We start from the raw sequence: 14,858 nt of genomic DNA on the forward strand, positions 1-14,858 counted from the left end.
TCACCTCGATTATTTAATCAATGCATTACAGTCAACAATTAATGCGACTTGACCATTTCCTAGAATCGTAGCACCTGATATCGCAAAGACACTCTGCAAGTATTCACCGAGAGACTTCAAAACGATTTCTTGTTGGCCAATAAATGAATCTACGACTAACCCTGCCAAACTGTCACCTTTACGAACGATCACAATAGATTGGAACTCATCTTCTTCATTACTTCTATTCTTCATTTCAAATATGTCTTTTAAGTCTACCAACGGTACAATGGTTCCACGGAAATCGATGACTGGCTGATTATGGGCATTTAAAATATCAGACTTCTGAATAATGGCAGTTTCAATTATAGACGACAACGGAATTGCATAAATTTCTTCATCCAACTCTACTAACATTACAGAGATAATAGAAAGAGTTAGAGGTAATTGCACCTGGAATAACGATCCTTTTCCTTCAGTGGAATCAATCGAAATATGTCCGCCAAGAGATTCAATAGTGTTTTTTACAACGTCCAAACCAACGCCGCGACCTGATACATCCGTAATGGAAGCGGCAGTAGAAAACCCTGAAGCTAATATCAATTCCGCTACTTGCTTATTTGTCAATGTATCCGCAGCTTCAGGACTGATTATGCCCCGTTCAATCGCTTTACTAACTACGCGTTCACGGTTTACACCCGCTCCATCATCTTCAAGCTCAATAAATACATGGTTACCCGAATGATAGGCGCGTAATGTTACAGTTCCAGTCTCTGGCTTGCCATTCGCGATTCGCTCTTCCGGCATTTCAATACCGTGATCTAGAGCATTTCGAATCAAATGAACAAGGGGGTCTCCTATTTCGTCGATAACGGTACGGTCAAGCTCTGTTTCAGCGCCGACAATTTCTAAATCAATTTTCTTATTCAGGTCACGCGCCAATTGCCGAACCATTTTGGGGAATCTATTGAAGACTGTTTCTACAGGTACCATTCGCATGTTCAAAATGATGTTTTGCAAGTCTCCTGATACCCGAGTCATTCTTTCTACTGATTCATTCAATTCCGGGTTATGCAATTCACTGGCAATCGATTGAAGGCGTCCACGGTCAATGACCAGTTCTTCAAATAAATTCATTAATATATCAAGTCGATCAATATTGACCCGTATCGTTTTATTGGAATTGGAAGTAGTGGTCTTTTTGGTCTTTATAGTTTCTTTAGGCGTTTCGTTGGTTGTTGCGGCTTTAGTAACAGGTACGACTGTTGTTTCTACCACACTAGGTTCTGGGTCACATGTATTCAATGAGGCTTGCTTGTACTTCTGCACGTATTCATCCGTGATGTGTGTAATATGTACGTCTTCTATTTCAGAAACTTTCAGTACTTTCGCCTTTAAATCTGCAGCATCTTCTTGAGTCAATAAGACAATCGTAAAGTTCTGATCAAAATCCTCATTTTCTAATTGTTCTACTGTAGGAACCGTTTTGATGACTTCGCCTGACTTTTCCAAAATTTCAAAAGTCATGAATACACGAGCTACTTTCAACAAGCAATCATCACGTAATGTGACAGTGATCTCTAATGCATTAAAGCCTTGTTCAGCAGATTGAGAAATAACCGTTAATTCAAACTCATCATAAGGAATTCCTGTCGAAGTGACGACCTCCATTGAAACTTCCTCAGCTGTTGCTGCAGGCTCGTTCGTTACATCTACTGGTTGTCCAGCTTCAATGCGATTGAGAGTGTCTACTAACTTACTCACGTCTTTTTTTCCATCGCCACCTGATTCAATGTCTTGTACCATTAGTTCAAGATCATCCACTGCTTCAAATACCACATCTAAAATCTCCGTTGAAACATGGATCTTTGAGTTTCGAATCGCATCAAGGACGTTCTCCATCTTATGTGTTAAATCTGCAATATCTTCATATCCCATTGTCGCCGACATTCCTTTAAGCGTATGTGCAGCTCTAAAGACTTCATTGACAATGGCCAAATCATCCGGATTATTTTCTAACGCTAGCAACTGTTCACTACAAGCTTGCAAGTGTTCTTTACTTTCTTCTATGAACATATCCAAATACTGACTTACATCCATTGTAAAGCCCCCTAGTTACTTCAAATTTCCTATTATCGCATCAGCGATTTGTTGTATATCTTTGATTTCGTCACTGAGACCTGCATCAATTATAGCTTTGGGCATGCCATATACAACGGACGTGTTTTTAGATTCCGCTATAGTAAACGTTTTACATGAAGCACGTAATAACTCCATACCTGCTTTACCGTCATAACCCATACCTGTCATGATAGCCGTTATATACCCAAGTTCTTTATGTGTTGCTGCTGATTCTAATAACACATTTACCGCTGGGCGATGTCCTGAACGCGGCGCTTCGTCTCCGTCTAATACAATCTTATAGCCCGTTCTAGATTTCTCAAACTTCAAATGCAAGCCACCTGGTGCAATATAGGCTGTTCCATTTTCGATCGGTTCACCATGTTCTGCTTCTTTAACGGTTATTTCACTCAAATTATTCAGTCGTTCGGCCAATGACTTGGTGAAGCCAGGTGGCATATGCTGGACAATTAGAATTGGATGTGGGAAGTTCGCTGGAAACTTTGTAATGACTTCCTGCAAGGCCCTTGGTCCTCCGGTCGATGTACCTATTATAACAAATTGTTTAGCAATAAGTGTATTTTTTTTAGGTATGTTTACTGTTTTTATAGGAAGTGTCGAAGTGCTTCTACTTTCATTTGCAGTATTTTGTTTGCTTGACGTTGGTGTATGACGGTTATTTGTGGATGTTATTTGACGCGTTAGTGTGTGAATTACCACATTTGAAGCAGCAAATACTTTCTCCACAATTTCTTGTTCGATTTCATGAAGATTTAACGAAATAGCTCCGCCAGGTTTTGCTATCACGTCGACAGCACCGTATTCTATCGCTAGAACTGCATTTTCTGTATTATGTTTTGTCGTACTTGATAATATCACCACAGGGATTGGCATGTGATCCATAATAAACTTTAAAGCTTCCAGTCCATTCATCACAGGCATTTCAATATCCATTGTAAGGACATCTGGTTGAAGATTGCGAACCTTTTCCACTGCATCTTTGCCATTTCTAGCGATGCCGATGACTTCCATCATGGGGTGTTTATTCAACATATCAGAGATTAACTTCCGCATAAAAGCTGAGTCGTCTACAACAAGAACGCGTTTTTTCTTTGCAGTAATCACATTACACCCGCCCCTTTAGAAAAACACCTTTGATCTTATCTATGAATCCAGAGGTTTCAATAGAAGTGTTCGGTTTGTTGCTGTGTAAAAATGTATCAGTTATTGCCAGCATTCGCTTGCTAATTTTTGAATTTGGATATAATTTGACGAAAGGGATCTGAGCGATTACTGCATTACGTACATGAATGTCATCTGGCAAAAACCCTAAAGCACTAGTATCTATGGATAAAAACTTTCGCATGGCTAACTGAAGCCGTGCGACGGAATCACGTCCATCTTGCTCTTTTAGAACACGGTTACTCACTATGTGAATAGATTTATTCGCATCTTGCAGACATATAAACTTAATCATTGAATACGCATCCGTAATAGAAGTTGGCTCCGGTGTCGCTATTAATATAATCTCATCCATCGCCAAGATTAAATCAATTGAACTCTTCGTTGCTCCTGCACCCATATCAAATAAAATAACATCATATTCCATCTGTAAAATAGAAAATGCCTCAATCAATCGATCAAACATTTCACCTGACCACTCCACCACATTCTCCAGTCCGGAACCACCTGCTATAAACGCAAGATTGTCTTCAATAGGAGTCACAACGCTCTGCAATGGTTGTTTATCAGACAAGTAATCTTTTAGATGAAACATTGGCGTAGCCCCAAATAATATATGAATATTCCCCATCCCAATATCCATATCCACAATTAATACTTTCTTCCCTTTCGCTACGAGTCCGTAAGAGAAATTAGCAGTGAAATTCGATTTACCTACTCCGCCTTTTCCACTAACAATGGCAATTGAGCGAGCTACTTGTCTTTGACTCTTCATCATTTTTAGTCGAAGTGCTTCCGCCTGATCATGCATGTGAATCACCTGCTAATAGAAGGTCCACTATCTTTTCCAAACTGGCTTCTGTCAAATCTTCAGGTACCTCTTGTCCGTCTGTGTAGTAGGATACACCTATACCATATTTCAGAATTAAATTAATTATAGATCCGACCGAATCGGTTTCATCTGTCTTAGTAAATATAAATTTCTCGATTGGGAAATTAGTAAATTGTCTAATGATGGTATCCATATCCTGTTCCTTTGATGTGGTAGATAACACAAGAAATGTTTCCATATCCAAAGAGAAATCAATGAGTTTCGATAAATCATCGACAAATTTTGCTTCTTTATAATTTCGGCCCGCTGTGTCGATAAATATGAGATCGAGATCTTTTAACTTTTCAATTGCGGTACGGAAATCTTCTTCACTATAAACGATTTCAACTGGAGCCTGAAGTAAATTGGCATATGTGCGCAATTGTTCGATTGCTGCAATTCGATACGTATCGGTCGTAATGAAACCAACTTTCTTTTTTTCTTCCAGTAAGGCACGTGCGGCAATTTTCGCAATGGTCGTGGTTTTTCCTACCCCAGTCGGCCCTAGTACATTAATAAACTGCTTCTGATAAGTGATTCCACCGAAAGGTATGTCGTGAAGTTGATCGCTGAACCATGTTCTAATCAATTCCATTTGCTGTTCTTCAGTAAAATCGATCTTGTCTTGCTTCATTCGATTGAAAACTAGATTACCAATCTCTGTAATATATTTACTTTCCACACCTTGCATCTGTAATTTCTTCAATATGGGTAATAGTTCATCGGGATATTTTTCAAATGCACGATCCACTGGCTGAATATCTTTTAGCATTTGTTTGATCTCCCGCATTTCTTGTTCAATTTGTTCAACAGACTCTGTCTCCGCAATGGGTTGCACAGAATGAACTCGTGATTCATAGATACGTTCTGCGTTCGTTTTATCATAGCTTGCAACTACTTCTACTGATCGTTTACGAAACAGACCCAAAAAACCTTTTGTTTTCGTGACGTTTGAACTGAGAATGATCGCGTCGTCTCCAAAATCTTCACGGACTTTCGCCATAGCATCAACCATTGTAGATGCTGTATACTTTTTCATTTTCATTAAATATCCACCACCCCTACACTTTGCACTTCCACTGATGCTTCCAATTCATTATAAGACAGTATAGGTATCTGTGGGAAATACCGCTCCGTGATTTGACGTAAGTACATACGAATGGCAGGTGAACATAAAATGACAGGAGATTGGTCCAGCATAGCTACCCGTTCGATTTCTTGCGCAATTCGTTCCAAGATTATTTGAGATTGTGATGGGTCTATTGAAAGAAAGTTTCCTTGTTCAGTTTGTTGAATACTATCCGCAATGAGTTTCTCTACTTTTCCAGCGACTGTTAATACTTTTAACGCCCCATTACCTACAACAAATTGACCTGTGATCTGACGTGCCAATGATTGTCTGACGTATTCTGTCAGAACATCTACATCGGACGTGTACTTCGAATAGTCTGCGAGTGTCTCAAAAATGATAGGTAAATTACGGACGGAAACTTGTTCGTTCAATAATTTAGCAAGCACTTTTTGAATCTCGCCAATTGATAATGGAGTCGGTGTAAGTTCATCAACCAAAATCGGATATGTTTCATGTACGTGATCGACCAGTTGTTTGGTTTCCTGACGTCCAAGTAAGTCGGATGCATTGGCACGAATGACTTCAGTCAAATGAGTAGATACAACACTTGGTGGATCCACGACTGTGTAACCCATGATTTCTGCTTCTTCTTTCGCTTCTTCAGTAATCCATTTCGCTGGCAATCCAAACGAAGGTTCAATAGTATCTATTCCTTCTATTAAATCTTCACCGCCTGGGCTCATGGCTAGATAATGATCTAACAATAGTTCACCCCTAGCCATTTCATTCCCTTTGATTTTGATTCTGTATTCGTTCGGTTGTAATTGTATATTATCCCGAATACGAACGACTGGAATGACGAGACCAAGTTCTATCGCTAACTGACGACGAATCATAACGACTCGATCCAGCAAATCCCCACCCTGTGTTGCATCAACAAGTGGAATGAGGCCATAACCGAATTCAAACTCTATCGGGTCGACATTCAAGAGGTCAACGACATTTTCAGGTCGCTTCAACCCTTCAGTCTCTACATTTTCTTCCATCTCTAATAATTCGTTTGGATCTTCATCTTCTTTACGTGACATCATAAATGCACCCATTGCTAGTGCACCCGCAATGGGAATGGTTAAGATGTCATTAATCGGTGTAGCAAGACCTAGTAAAAAAATTGTAATAGATGCTACATAAAGTAATTTTGGTTGTCCTAATAATTGATTCGTGATATCCGTGCCTAAGTTTCCTTCTGATGCAGCACGGGTAACTACAATACCCGTTGCCGTGGAAATCAACAGTGCTGGTATTTGTGAAACAATACCATCCCCGACAGTGAGTGTAGAGAATTGAACTGCTGCTTCCGCAAACGGCAATCCCATCTGCACGACTCCAATAATCATACCGACCAATAAGTTGATCATCACGATGATGATTCCGGCAATGGCATCCCCTTTAACAAATTTTGTCGCACCGTCCATCGCACCATAGAAATCCGCTTCGTTACTCACTTTTTCACGACGTGTGCGAGCCTCTATATCGGAAATCATTCCTGCGTTTAAGTCGGCATCAATACTCATTTGCTTACCTGGCATTGCATCAAGAGTAAAACGTGCAGCAACTTCGGAAACACGCTCCGAACCTTTTGTTATAACAATAAACTGAATGATGATTAAAATAACAAAAACTACTAGTCCTACAACAATATTTCCACCCGTAACGAATGTACCAAAAGTGTCAACTACTCCACCCGCATCACCTTCCGATAGAATCGCACGTGTTGTAGAAACGTTAAGACCTAGACGGAATAATGTAAGTAATAATAACAATGATGGAAAGATAGAGAACTGCAGTGCTTCCTGCATATTCATCGCAGTTAGTAAAACCATCAACCCAAGTGTAATATTGATAATAATCAAGAAACTTAATAACCAAGGTGGTAATGGGATGACAAGCATCGCAATGATCATAATAACCGCCGCGAGTACTCCTATATCTCTAAACTGCATGCCATCCCTACTTTCTTCAATAACTTATATTTTCTTTTGAATACGATATACATACGCTAGAATTTCTGCGATTGCTTTAAAGAATTGCTCCGGTATTCGATCTCCAATCTCTACCTCATCATACATAGCACGTGCTAGAGGTCGATTTTCTACCATTACAATATCGTGCTCCGACGCAATCATTTTAATTTTTTGTGCGACAAAATCTGCACCTTTCCCAACGACGATTGGTGAATCCATCTGATCTTCATCGTACTTTAGCGCAATGGCATAGTGAGTAGGATTGGTGATTACTACGTCCGCTTCAGGGATCTCTTGCATCATCCGACGCATGGCCATTTCACGCTGACGTTGTCTAATACGGGATTTGATAAGCGGGTCACCGTCCATATTTTTACTTTCATCTTTAATATCTTGTTTAGACATTTTAAGATTTTTTTCATAGTCAAATTTCTGATAAAGAAAGTCCAAGATAGAAATAAACAATAATACCAATGATGCGATAATCCCCATCATTCCGACTAACTTTGCTACAGTCACCAATGTTACTTGCGGTGTCTTAAATGCCAAGTCCAGCACTTGGTCCAGATTACTCCATACAATAAGGGTTGTAACGGTCCCAATAAAAGAAATTTTTAATATGGATTTCAATAACTCTACAATTGCACGAATAGAAAAGATTCGTTTTAATCCTTTAATTGGATCTATTTTCTTTAAATCAAACTTCAATGTCTCTGCAGTAAATAAGAGACCAAATTGTAGCAAATTCGCTGCAACACTTGCAACAACTGCTATTAACATAATCGGCAGTAAAATGATCGCCATTTGTTTAATAACGCTTATGTATACTAACATGACTTGTTCTTCATCCAGCGATTTGATCGGGATAAAGTGTGTAAAAGATTCACGGAAAAACACAAAGAAATTATCCCGCATAAAACCTGCGGCAAAGAACATAAATGTAAAAATAGAGAAAAGTACAATAGCAGCTGTTACGTCTTGACTTTTTAGTACTTGGCCTTTCTTCCTAGAATCTTCCCGCTTTTTCGGAGTAGCTTTTTCCGTCTTCTCACCGGCAAAGAATTGTAAATCTAGCCTTAGTAACAAGTTAGCCACCCCCAAGCAGTATCATCAGATTTCTCATCGTCACAATCATAATTTCAAACATTTTCTTCATTACGATTATGAAGACACTAGACATCGTAACGATTACCAAGAAACTGACACCAATTTTAATTGGAAACCCCACTACAAAAATATTTAATTGTGGTACGGCACGTGCAGTAATCCCGAGTGCCAAATCGACTAGAAATAACGTAGCTACAACTGGAATCGCCATTTGAAACGCAATCGCAAAAGATTTCGCAAAGGTCAAAACGATAAATTCTGCCATGTTAGGACTACCAAAAGGCGGCCACATAGACGTGATCGGGACAAACTCGTAGCTGTAAAATATCCCATCCAACAGCAAATGATGACCATTGACTACTAATAACAATAACATCGCTAACGAATTAAGAAATTGCCCTAGCAATGGTGACTGCGCACCCGTTTGGGGATCAATAACGTTCGCAATAGCAAATCCCATCTGAAAATCAATAAATCCACCGGCCACTTGAATGGCTGACATAATAATAAAAGCGGCAATGCCGATTGATAAGCCGACTACCGCTTCTTTAAGTACAAGTAATATGTATTGACCATCGATTACCAGTTCGGGCATCGTGATAGAGTAAGACATCATCCAGGCCAGTATTGCCCCAAATAATAATCGTTGCGTAGCTGGAATGGTCTTGTAAGAGAATAATGGCAGTGTTACGAAGAAAGAAGTAACACGGGTTAGTATAAGTAAAAATGCGGGCAACGACGGAATAAGTTCATTCATTTAATCACCCAACGTACCTAGAGAGATTGGAAAAGATTTCACTAGCATAGCCGGTGACATAGGATAACATCCAAGGTCCAAAAAATATGATAGCAACCATAACCGCTATGATTTTCGGCACGAATGCCAATGTCTGTTCTTGAATTTGTGTAGTTGCCTGAAAGATACTCACGGCAAGCCCCGTTACTAACGCTACGATTAAGAGAGGTCCCGAAGCGAGGAGAATAACCCAAACTGACCGTTCTGCAATGGATATAACAAATTCACTCGTCATTCAAATCCCCCCTAAAAGCTTTGTAGCAATGACTGGATAATGAGATACCAACCGTCAACTAGTACAAATAATAATATCTTGAATGGTAATGAAATCATAACGGGTGGAAGCATCATCATACCCATAGACATAAGCACACTGGCTACGATCATATCGATAACGAGAAAGGGAATGAAAATCATAAAGCCCATTTGAAATGCTGTCTTAATTTCACTGAGGGCGAAAGCTGGCACCATCATAGTTAGCGGAATATCTTCAATTGTATCCGGTCGCTCCATCTGGTTATAGCGCATGAATAATTCTAAATCTTTCTGTCTTGTATGTTGACTCATAAATTCTTTGAATGGCACACTGGCCCGCTCGTATGCTTCGTCCAAACTGATTTCTTCATCAAACAAAGGTGTTAATGCTTCTTCATTCACTTGAGATAATACAGGCGACATGATGAAGAACGTCAGAAATAATGCTAACCCAACCAAAACTTGGTTAGGAGGCATTTGCTGTGTAGCTAGCGCCGTCCGAACAAATGACAGGACGATAATGATCCTAGCAAACGAAGTCATCAAGATTAAAATTGCTGGTGCAAGTGACAATACCGTAAGTAATAGCAACATCTTAATGGAAGTTGAGACATTGGTGGGATCACTGTCAGAGAATGTGCCCAGAAAATCAACCATCGCGGTCGCTCTCCTTCCGATTTAAATGTTTTAATTGCTCTTTTCTATCAGATTTGATTTCATTCATTTTGGTAGAAAACAATTGACTAAAAGTGGCTTCTTCAGAAGGTGTTTGCTCAGCCTTTGAATAAAATCGAGTATACAGTTTTGAAAATAGTCCCTTCTGAACTTCATCACTTTGATCATAACGTGCAAGTAATTCGGCAATTTCATCAGGATCTTCTATTTCCTTTAGCAACTGTACATTTTCTCCAACACCGACCACAAAATAGTGATTACCCATTTTCACTAGTTGAATGGACTTATTTTGACCTAATGGAACGCCGCCCATATTCGTCATGAGCCGATTCGAGTCGAAATTTCTATTACGTTTGTTCATGAAGCGCAGTAACCACACGAGTAAACCAATTACAAATACAAAAGCAAAAAGAGTCTGGATGTAATCTTTTGCTGTGAGACCTTTAGGCTCGTTCAATTCATTATTTGTCACTAGTTTTTTATCATTCTCTGTAGCAGGAGCTTTCTCCTCGCAGTCTTTATCTTTTCCAATACAGTCTGATACGCTGACATTAGGATTTGTTTCTGCATGTGCAAATGGTGTGATAGTAAAGCACAGAAAGAATAGTAGTAAACAATAGATAACTCGTTTTACATTCATCTGTTGCTCTTAGCTCAACGCTTTGTCGATCGCTTCAATCACACGGTCCGCCTGAAATGGTTTAACGATAAAATCTTTTGCTCCAGCTTGGATTGCATCGATTACCATCGCTTGTTGTCCCATTGCAGAACACATGATGATGGTTGCAGATGGATTAGTACTTTTAATTGCTTTTAATGCCGCAATGCCATCCATTTCAGGCATCGTGATATCCATTGTAACCAAATCCGGCTTCAATTCATTATACTTTTCAATAGCTTGAGCACCGTCTGCTGCCTCTCCTACTACTTCATAATTATTCTTTGTTAAAATATCCTTGATCATCATGCGCATAAATGCCGCGTCGTCTACTACTAAAATTCGTTTTCCCATTCATATTCCCTCCAAGTATCTTCTATCGTAAATTATTTAATCGATCCATTTGACTTAAAATATCCGTAATACGGACTCCGAAGTTTTCGTCAATGACTACGACTTCTCCTTTTGCAATATAGCGATTATTGACTAATATATCGACCGGCTCCCCTGCCAATTTATCTAGTTCAATAATTGAACCACCAGACATTTCTAGTATTTCTTTAACAGAACGTTTCGTACGTCCTAATTCTACTGTTACTTGAAGCGGTATATCAAGTAGCAAATTCAAATTATTTGATTCTTCTTTTTTTAAAGAAGGTGCTTGGAAACTCGCAAACTCTGCTTGCTGAACATGCACTGGCTCCTGAGTCTGACGTGGTGTTGCGGTTTGTTGACTTGGTGGTGCTTGATATGCAGATTGCGGCTGTTGCATTGGCGTATGCTCTGGTGCATATGTCGGTTCTGGTTCCGAATATTGTGGTGCCTGTGGACTAGGTGGTACTTCCATCATAGTAGCCGCTTCTTCTTCCCCCATTAGTGAAGATACTAATTTTTTACCGAACTCCAATGGGAACAATTGCATAATATCAGAATCAATCAACTCACCAACTTTCAAATTGAAAGACACACGAATCAATAAATTATGCGCCGGAATATTTTCGGTTCCCTGATCTACTTGAATATTCATCAAATCAATAGTGGGCGGTGAAATGTCTACTTTTTTATTGAAGATGGTAGACATCGAAGTCGCTGAAGATCCCATCATTTGATTCATTGCTTCTTGCACTGCACTCAAATGAATTTCACTTAACTCTTGATTTGGAGTAATACCGTCTCCTCCAAGCATTAAATCTGCAATGATTGCCGCATCACTTTGTTTGATCACCAACAGATTGACACCGCTTAATCCTTCAGTATATTCCACTTTGATTGCTACATATGGATGGACAAAATCCCCTTCCAAATTATCACGTTGGATTAGCGACAGCTGTGGTGTTGTAATTTCTACCTTTTGACCCAATAAAGCAGAAAGTGCTGTTGCCGAACTACCGAACGAGATATTACCAATTTCACCTAAAGCATCTTGCTCCATTTCGGTCAAGTAATCGCTAATATCGATATGTTCCGATTCGGGTTCGTCTGCTTGGATAGGTTCTAGAGTTTCACCCCGTAACAACGCTTCAATCTCTTCCTGTGAGAGAATATTATCACTCATCATCGTCATCCTCTCCCGTAGTCAATATTTCCAGTATTTGAACAGCCATACGATTGCGTAATTTCCCTGGCTGTGCTGTGAATTTTGGCTTTTCCCCTATTCTTATTGTTAAAGGTTCTTCAATGCTTGTATCCAATGAAATCACATCGCCAAGCTGCAGATGCAAGAAATCTTCAATAGATATCTGGCCTTTTCCAAGGTCAGCAACTATAGGGAGTGTGGCATTTTTAATTCGTCTTTCCAATTCGACACTTTGCTCAGCGGTAGGTTCTTTCTTATTCGTCTGCATCCAGTACTGCACAGAAAGATTCGGAATAATAGGTTCCAACACAACGTGCGGGATACACATGTTGATCATACCGCTAGATTCACCAATCATAATATTGAATGAAATCACGACCACGGTTTCGTTCGGTGAAATCATTTGAAGAAATTGGGGATTGACTTCCATTTCCGTTAAATACGGATCAATATCAATTAACCCGGACCAAGCTTCACGTAAGCTATCAAATGAACGTTCAAACAAATTCGTCAAGATCTTCGTTTCAATTTCTGTCATATTGTCCGTTTTTCCTGAACTCGATCCAAAACCACCCATCAATCGTTCCAACATCGAGTAGGCAACATTTGGATTGACTTCCATCAAAATATTCCCTTCAAGGGGGGATACATCAAATATATTGATCAATGTCATATTGGGTATCGAGCTGATGAATTCTTCAAACGGAATCTGGTCTACTGACATGACATTAATTTGTACATACGTACGCAGCTGAGCGGAGAAGTACGTCGTCAGTAATCTGGCAAAGTTTTCATGGATCCTAGTCAAACTCCGAATCTGATCTTTAGAGAAACGAAGTGCACGCTTAAAATCATAGACACGTACTTTTCTTGTTTCTTCTTCTTTCTTCATTTCTTCTGCTGACATTTCACCCGTCGATAAAGCTGACAGCAGCGCATCTATTTCATTTTGGGACAGTACATCTCCCGACATAGGCCCACCTCCCATCGCGCACACATCTCTTGTAGATCATTCCGGCCGTCACTGGATGATATATGAGACAATATACACCTTCTGTATTTCACCATCTTGCATCAGCTCGTTTAGCTTCGCTTTTATAGTATCTTCAAATTGCTGTTTCCCTGCTTTTCCTTCAAGGTCTTTCGCTGTCATTTCAGACAGTTCTTGAATAGCGAGGTTCTTCACTTGGAAATCACGCTTCGTTAATTCCTCTGCTGCCTTTTTACTGTCTGTCTGGATTTTTAGGGATATACGGACAAAATTACGCCCAGACAAATTCGTTGTAATTTCTTCCATATCCACTGACGCCTCAATAATTTCATCAATTGACGGTGCTTTTTCCTCTCCGTCACTATCCTTATTGAAATTCAATATCAATACGACCGCCACGACACCGATCAACGTAATACTCACTAAGATAATCAATGAAATCGTCAATAATTTATTCTTCATCTTCTTCATCACCTCGGATATGCGGATTGGATAGCAACTGGACCGCTTGATAAAATTCAATGATTCGGTTATTTACATCGTCAGCTGAATCAAGCACGACATATTTTGACCCAGTCGTCAACGTGATGGTCGTATCTGGAAACGACTCGACTCTTTCTATGTACAATGCGTTTAACGTAAAAGTCGTTCGATTCAATCTTGTCACTTTAATCATATGTAAGGGGCCAGGCCAAGGCCGGCCCGACCCTCCTTTTCAAACTATACTATGTTATCGTTTCAAGTTTACTAGTTCTTGTAAAATCTCGTCTGATGTCGTGATGATCCGTGTGTTGGCTTGGAAACCACGTTGCGCAACAATCATTTCTGTGAATTCTTCGGATAGGTCTACGTTAGACATTTCTAGGGAGCCGGATTTAATAACGCCATGCCCATTTGCTCCTCCTGGCGCTCCCTCGTTAGGATCACCAGAGTTGGGAGATTCTCTATATAAATTACCTCCAGCTTTTTCTAATCCACCAGGGTTATTAAATTTATACAAATTAATAACAGGACCATCTGTTAAAGTTCCTGCTAGAACATATGCTACTTGTCCATTCTGACCAATTGATAAACTTGTAGCGTCTGGTGGTATAATGATAGCATCTCCACTCAAATACCTACCATCTCCATCAACAATCGCACCATCTTGGTCCAAGTAGAAAACTCCAGCTCTTGTATAAAATTCATTATCACCGTCTCCTACCAAGAAGAAACCATCGCCCTCAATAGCTAAATCTAAAGTGTTTCCTGTGAATTGAGTGGACCCTGCACTATGAATAGTATCAATTGTAGAGATTTGAGAACCTAAACCAACCTGTTTAGGATTTACACCGCCTCGAGTGTCACCAGGTGCTGTAGCACCCGCCACAGTCTGAGAATACAAATCCTTAAACACTGTACGCCCTTTCTTAAAGCCATACGTATTCACGTTAGCAATATTATTACCAATTACATCCAACTTAGTTTGAAAATTTTTCAATCCGGAAATTCCTGAGTACATTGAGCGAATCATAAATAGTTTCCCCTCTCGGTTTTAGAGTGCACCGCGTC

General features: G+C 39.7%; 16 protein-coding genes. All 16 read right to left on the bottom strand.

What is annotated here, in order from left to right; all coding sequences use genetic code 11:
* Positions 1 to 9: 9 nt before the first annotated feature.
* From CSV75_RS06265 to flgG, 16 genes are read right to left on the bottom strand one after another with little or no spacing between them, the layout of a single operon-like run.
* Complete coding sequence (locus tag CSV75_RS06265; RefSeq protein ID WP_099675126.1) at positions 10 to 2,079, bottom strand: chemotaxis protein CheA; 2,070 nt, start codon at positions 2,077 to 2,079, stop codon at positions 10 to 12.
* A 15-nt stretch (positions 2,080 to 2,094) separates the two neighbouring features.
* Positions 2,095 to 3,174: a protein-glutamate methylesterase/protein-glutamine glutaminase gene (locus CSV75_RS06270; protein ID WP_233191618.1), complete on the bottom strand. Its 1,080-nt coding sequence runs from the start codon at positions 3,172 to 3,174 to the stop codon at positions 2,095 to 2,097.
* A 52-nt stretch (positions 3,175 to 3,226) separates the two neighbouring features.
* Positions 3,227 to 4,093: a MinD/ParA family protein gene (locus CSV75_RS06275; protein WP_099675128.1), complete on the bottom strand. Its 867-nt coding sequence runs from the start codon at positions 4,091 to 4,093 to the stop codon at positions 3,227 to 3,229.
* Positions 4,086 to 5,198: a flagellar biosynthesis GTPase FlhF gene (flhF, locus tag CSV75_RS06280; RefSeq protein ID WP_099630930.1), complete on the bottom strand. Its 1,113-nt coding sequence runs from the start codon at positions 5,196 to 5,198 to the stop codon at positions 4,086 to 4,088. Before flhF ends, CSV75_RS06275 begins: the two co-directional genes overlap by 8 nt.
* On the bottom strand, positions 5,198 to 7,228 hold the full coding sequence (gene flhA / locus CSV75_RS06285; protein ID WP_099630929.1) for a flagellar biosynthesis protein FlhA: 2,031 nt from the start codon (positions 7,226 to 7,228) through the stop codon (positions 5,198 to 5,200). The genes flhF and flhA overlap by 1 nt, the downstream gene beginning before the upstream one ends.
* Positions 7,229 to 7,252: 24 nt before the next feature.
* On the bottom strand, positions 7,253 to 8,344 hold the full coding sequence (flhB, locus tag CSV75_RS06290; RefSeq protein WP_099672231.1) for a flagellar biosynthesis protein FlhB: 1,092 nt from the start codon (positions 8,342 to 8,344) through the stop codon (positions 7,253 to 7,255).
* Positions 8,337 to 9,113, bottom strand: a complete 777-nt coding sequence (fliR, locus tag CSV75_RS06295; RefSeq protein ID WP_099675129.1) for a flagellar biosynthetic protein FliR — start codon at positions 9,111 to 9,113, stop codon at positions 8,337 to 8,339. Before fliR ends, flhB begins: the two co-directional genes overlap by 8 nt.
* Positions 9,114 to 9,117: 4 nt before the next feature.
* Positions 9,118 to 9,387 carry a flagellar biosynthesis protein FliQ gene (fliQ, locus tag CSV75_RS06300; protein WP_099630926.1) on the bottom strand — a complete coding sequence of 90 codons (270 nt, stop codon included), beginning with the start codon at positions 9,385 to 9,387 and terminating at the stop codon, positions 9,118 to 9,120.
* 11 nt (positions 9,388 to 9,398) lie between these two features.
* A complete protein-coding gene (gene fliP, locus CSV75_RS06305) occupies positions 9,399 to 10,064 on the bottom strand; it encodes a flagellar type III secretion system pore protein FliP (RefSeq protein ID WP_083035438.1) in 666 nt (221 codons plus the stop codon).
* A complete protein-coding gene (locus CSV75_RS06310; RefSeq protein WP_099675130.1) occupies positions 10,057 to 10,722 on the bottom strand; it encodes a flagellar biosynthetic protein FliO in 666 nt (221 codons plus the stop codon). The genes fliP and CSV75_RS06310 overlap by 8 nt, the downstream gene beginning before the upstream one ends.
* 9 nt (positions 10,723 to 10,731) lie before the next feature.
* Positions 10,732 to 11,094 carry a response regulator gene (locus CSV75_RS06315; protein WP_099630924.1) on the bottom strand — a complete coding sequence of 121 codons (363 nt, stop codon included), beginning with the start codon at positions 11,092 to 11,094 and terminating at the stop codon, positions 10,732 to 10,734.
* A gap of 22 nt (positions 11,095 to 11,116) precedes the next feature.
* The gene (fliY, locus tag CSV75_RS06320; RefSeq protein WP_099675344.1) at positions 11,117 to 12,295 is read right to left on the bottom strand and encodes a flagellar motor switch phosphatase FliY; all 1,179 of its coding nucleotides are present in this window, start codon (positions 12,293 to 12,295) and stop codon (positions 11,117 to 11,119) included.
* Positions 12,288 to 13,289: a flagellar motor switch protein FliM gene (gene fliM / locus CSV75_RS06325; RefSeq protein ID WP_099630923.1), complete on the bottom strand. Its 1,002-nt coding sequence runs from the start codon at positions 13,287 to 13,289 to the stop codon at positions 12,288 to 12,290. The genes fliY and fliM overlap by 8 nt, the downstream gene beginning before the upstream one ends.
* 48 nt (positions 13,290 to 13,337) lie before the next feature.
* Positions 13,338 to 13,769, bottom strand: coding sequence for a flagellar basal body-associated protein FliL (gene fliL, locus CSV75_RS06330; protein WP_099630922.1), 432 nt, complete (start codon positions 13,767 to 13,769; stop codon positions 13,338 to 13,340).
* Complete coding sequence (locus CSV75_RS06335) at positions 13,759 to 13,983, bottom strand: flagellar FlbD family protein (RefSeq protein WP_099675131.1); 225 nt, start codon at positions 13,981 to 13,983, stop codon at positions 13,759 to 13,761. The genes fliL and CSV75_RS06335 overlap by 11 nt, the downstream gene beginning before the upstream one ends.
* Before the next feature lie 54 nt (positions 13,984 to 14,037).
* A complete protein-coding gene (flgG, locus tag CSV75_RS06340) occupies positions 14,038 to 14,820 on the bottom strand; it encodes a flagellar basal body rod protein FlgG (protein ID WP_099675132.1) in 783 nt (260 codons plus the stop codon).
* Between the last annotated feature and the right edge of the window lie 38 nt (positions 14,821 to 14,858).

The organism is Sporosarcina sp. P18a (assembly GCF_002743135.1).
Classification (GTDB): Bacteria; Bacillota; Bacilli; order Bacillales_A; family Planococcaceae; genus Sporosarcina.

Bases quoted from the DNA above. Each gene is read 5' to 3' on its own strand.
- CSV75_RS06265 (WP_099675126.1), bottom strand. From the start codon at position 2,079: ATGGATGTAAGTCAGTATTTGGATATGTTCATAGAAGAAAGTAAAGAA.
- CSV75_RS06270 (WP_233191618.1), bottom strand. From the start codon at position 3,174: ATGCGGAAGTTAATCTCTGATATGTTGAATAAACACCCCATGATGGAA.
- CSV75_RS06275 (WP_099675128.1), bottom strand. From the start codon at position 4,093: ATGCATGATCAGGCGGAAGCACTTCGACTAAAAATGATGAAGAGTCAA.
- flhF (WP_099630930.1), bottom strand. From the start codon at position 5,198: ATGAAAATGAAAAAGTATACAGCATCTACAATGGTTGATGCTATGGCG.
- flhA (WP_099630929.1), bottom strand. From the start codon at position 7,228: ATGCAGTTTAGAGATATAGGAGTACTCGCGGCGGTTATTATGATCATT.
- fliR (WP_099675129.1), bottom strand. From the start codon at position 9,113: ATGAATGAACTTATTCCGTCGTTGCCCGCATTTTTACTTATACTAACC.
- fliQ (WP_099630926.1), bottom strand. From the start codon at position 9,387: ATGACGAGTGAATTTGTTATATCCATTGCAGAACGGTCAGTTTGGGTT.
- fliP (WP_083035438.1), bottom strand. From the start codon at position 10,064: ATGGTTGATTTTCTGGGCACATTCTCTGACAGTGATCCCACCAATGTC.
- CSV75_RS06310 (WP_099675130.1), bottom strand. From the start codon at position 10,722: ATGAATGTAAAACGAGTTATCTATTGTTTACTACTATTCTTTCTGTGC.
- CSV75_RS06315 (WP_099630924.1), bottom strand. From the start codon at position 11,094: ATGGGAAAACGAATTTTAGTAGTAGACGACGCGGCATTTATGCGCATG.
- fliY (WP_099675344.1), bottom strand. From the start codon at position 12,295: ATGAGTGATAATATTCTCTCACAGGAAGAGATTGAAGCGTTGTTACGG.
- fliM (WP_099630923.1), bottom strand. From the start codon at position 13,289: ATGTCGGGAGATGTACTGTCCCAAAATGAAATAGATGCGCTGCTGTCA.
- fliL (WP_099630922.1), bottom strand. From the start codon at position 13,769: ATGAAGAATAAATTATTGACGATTTCATTGATTATCTTAGTGAGTATT.
- CSV75_RS06335 (WP_099675131.1), bottom strand. From the start codon at position 13,983: ATGATTAAAGTGACAAGATTGAATCGAACGACTTTTACGTTAAACGCA.
- flgG (WP_099675132.1), bottom strand. From the start codon at position 14,820: ATGATTCGCTCAATGTACTCAGGAATTTCCGGATTGAAAAATTTTCAA.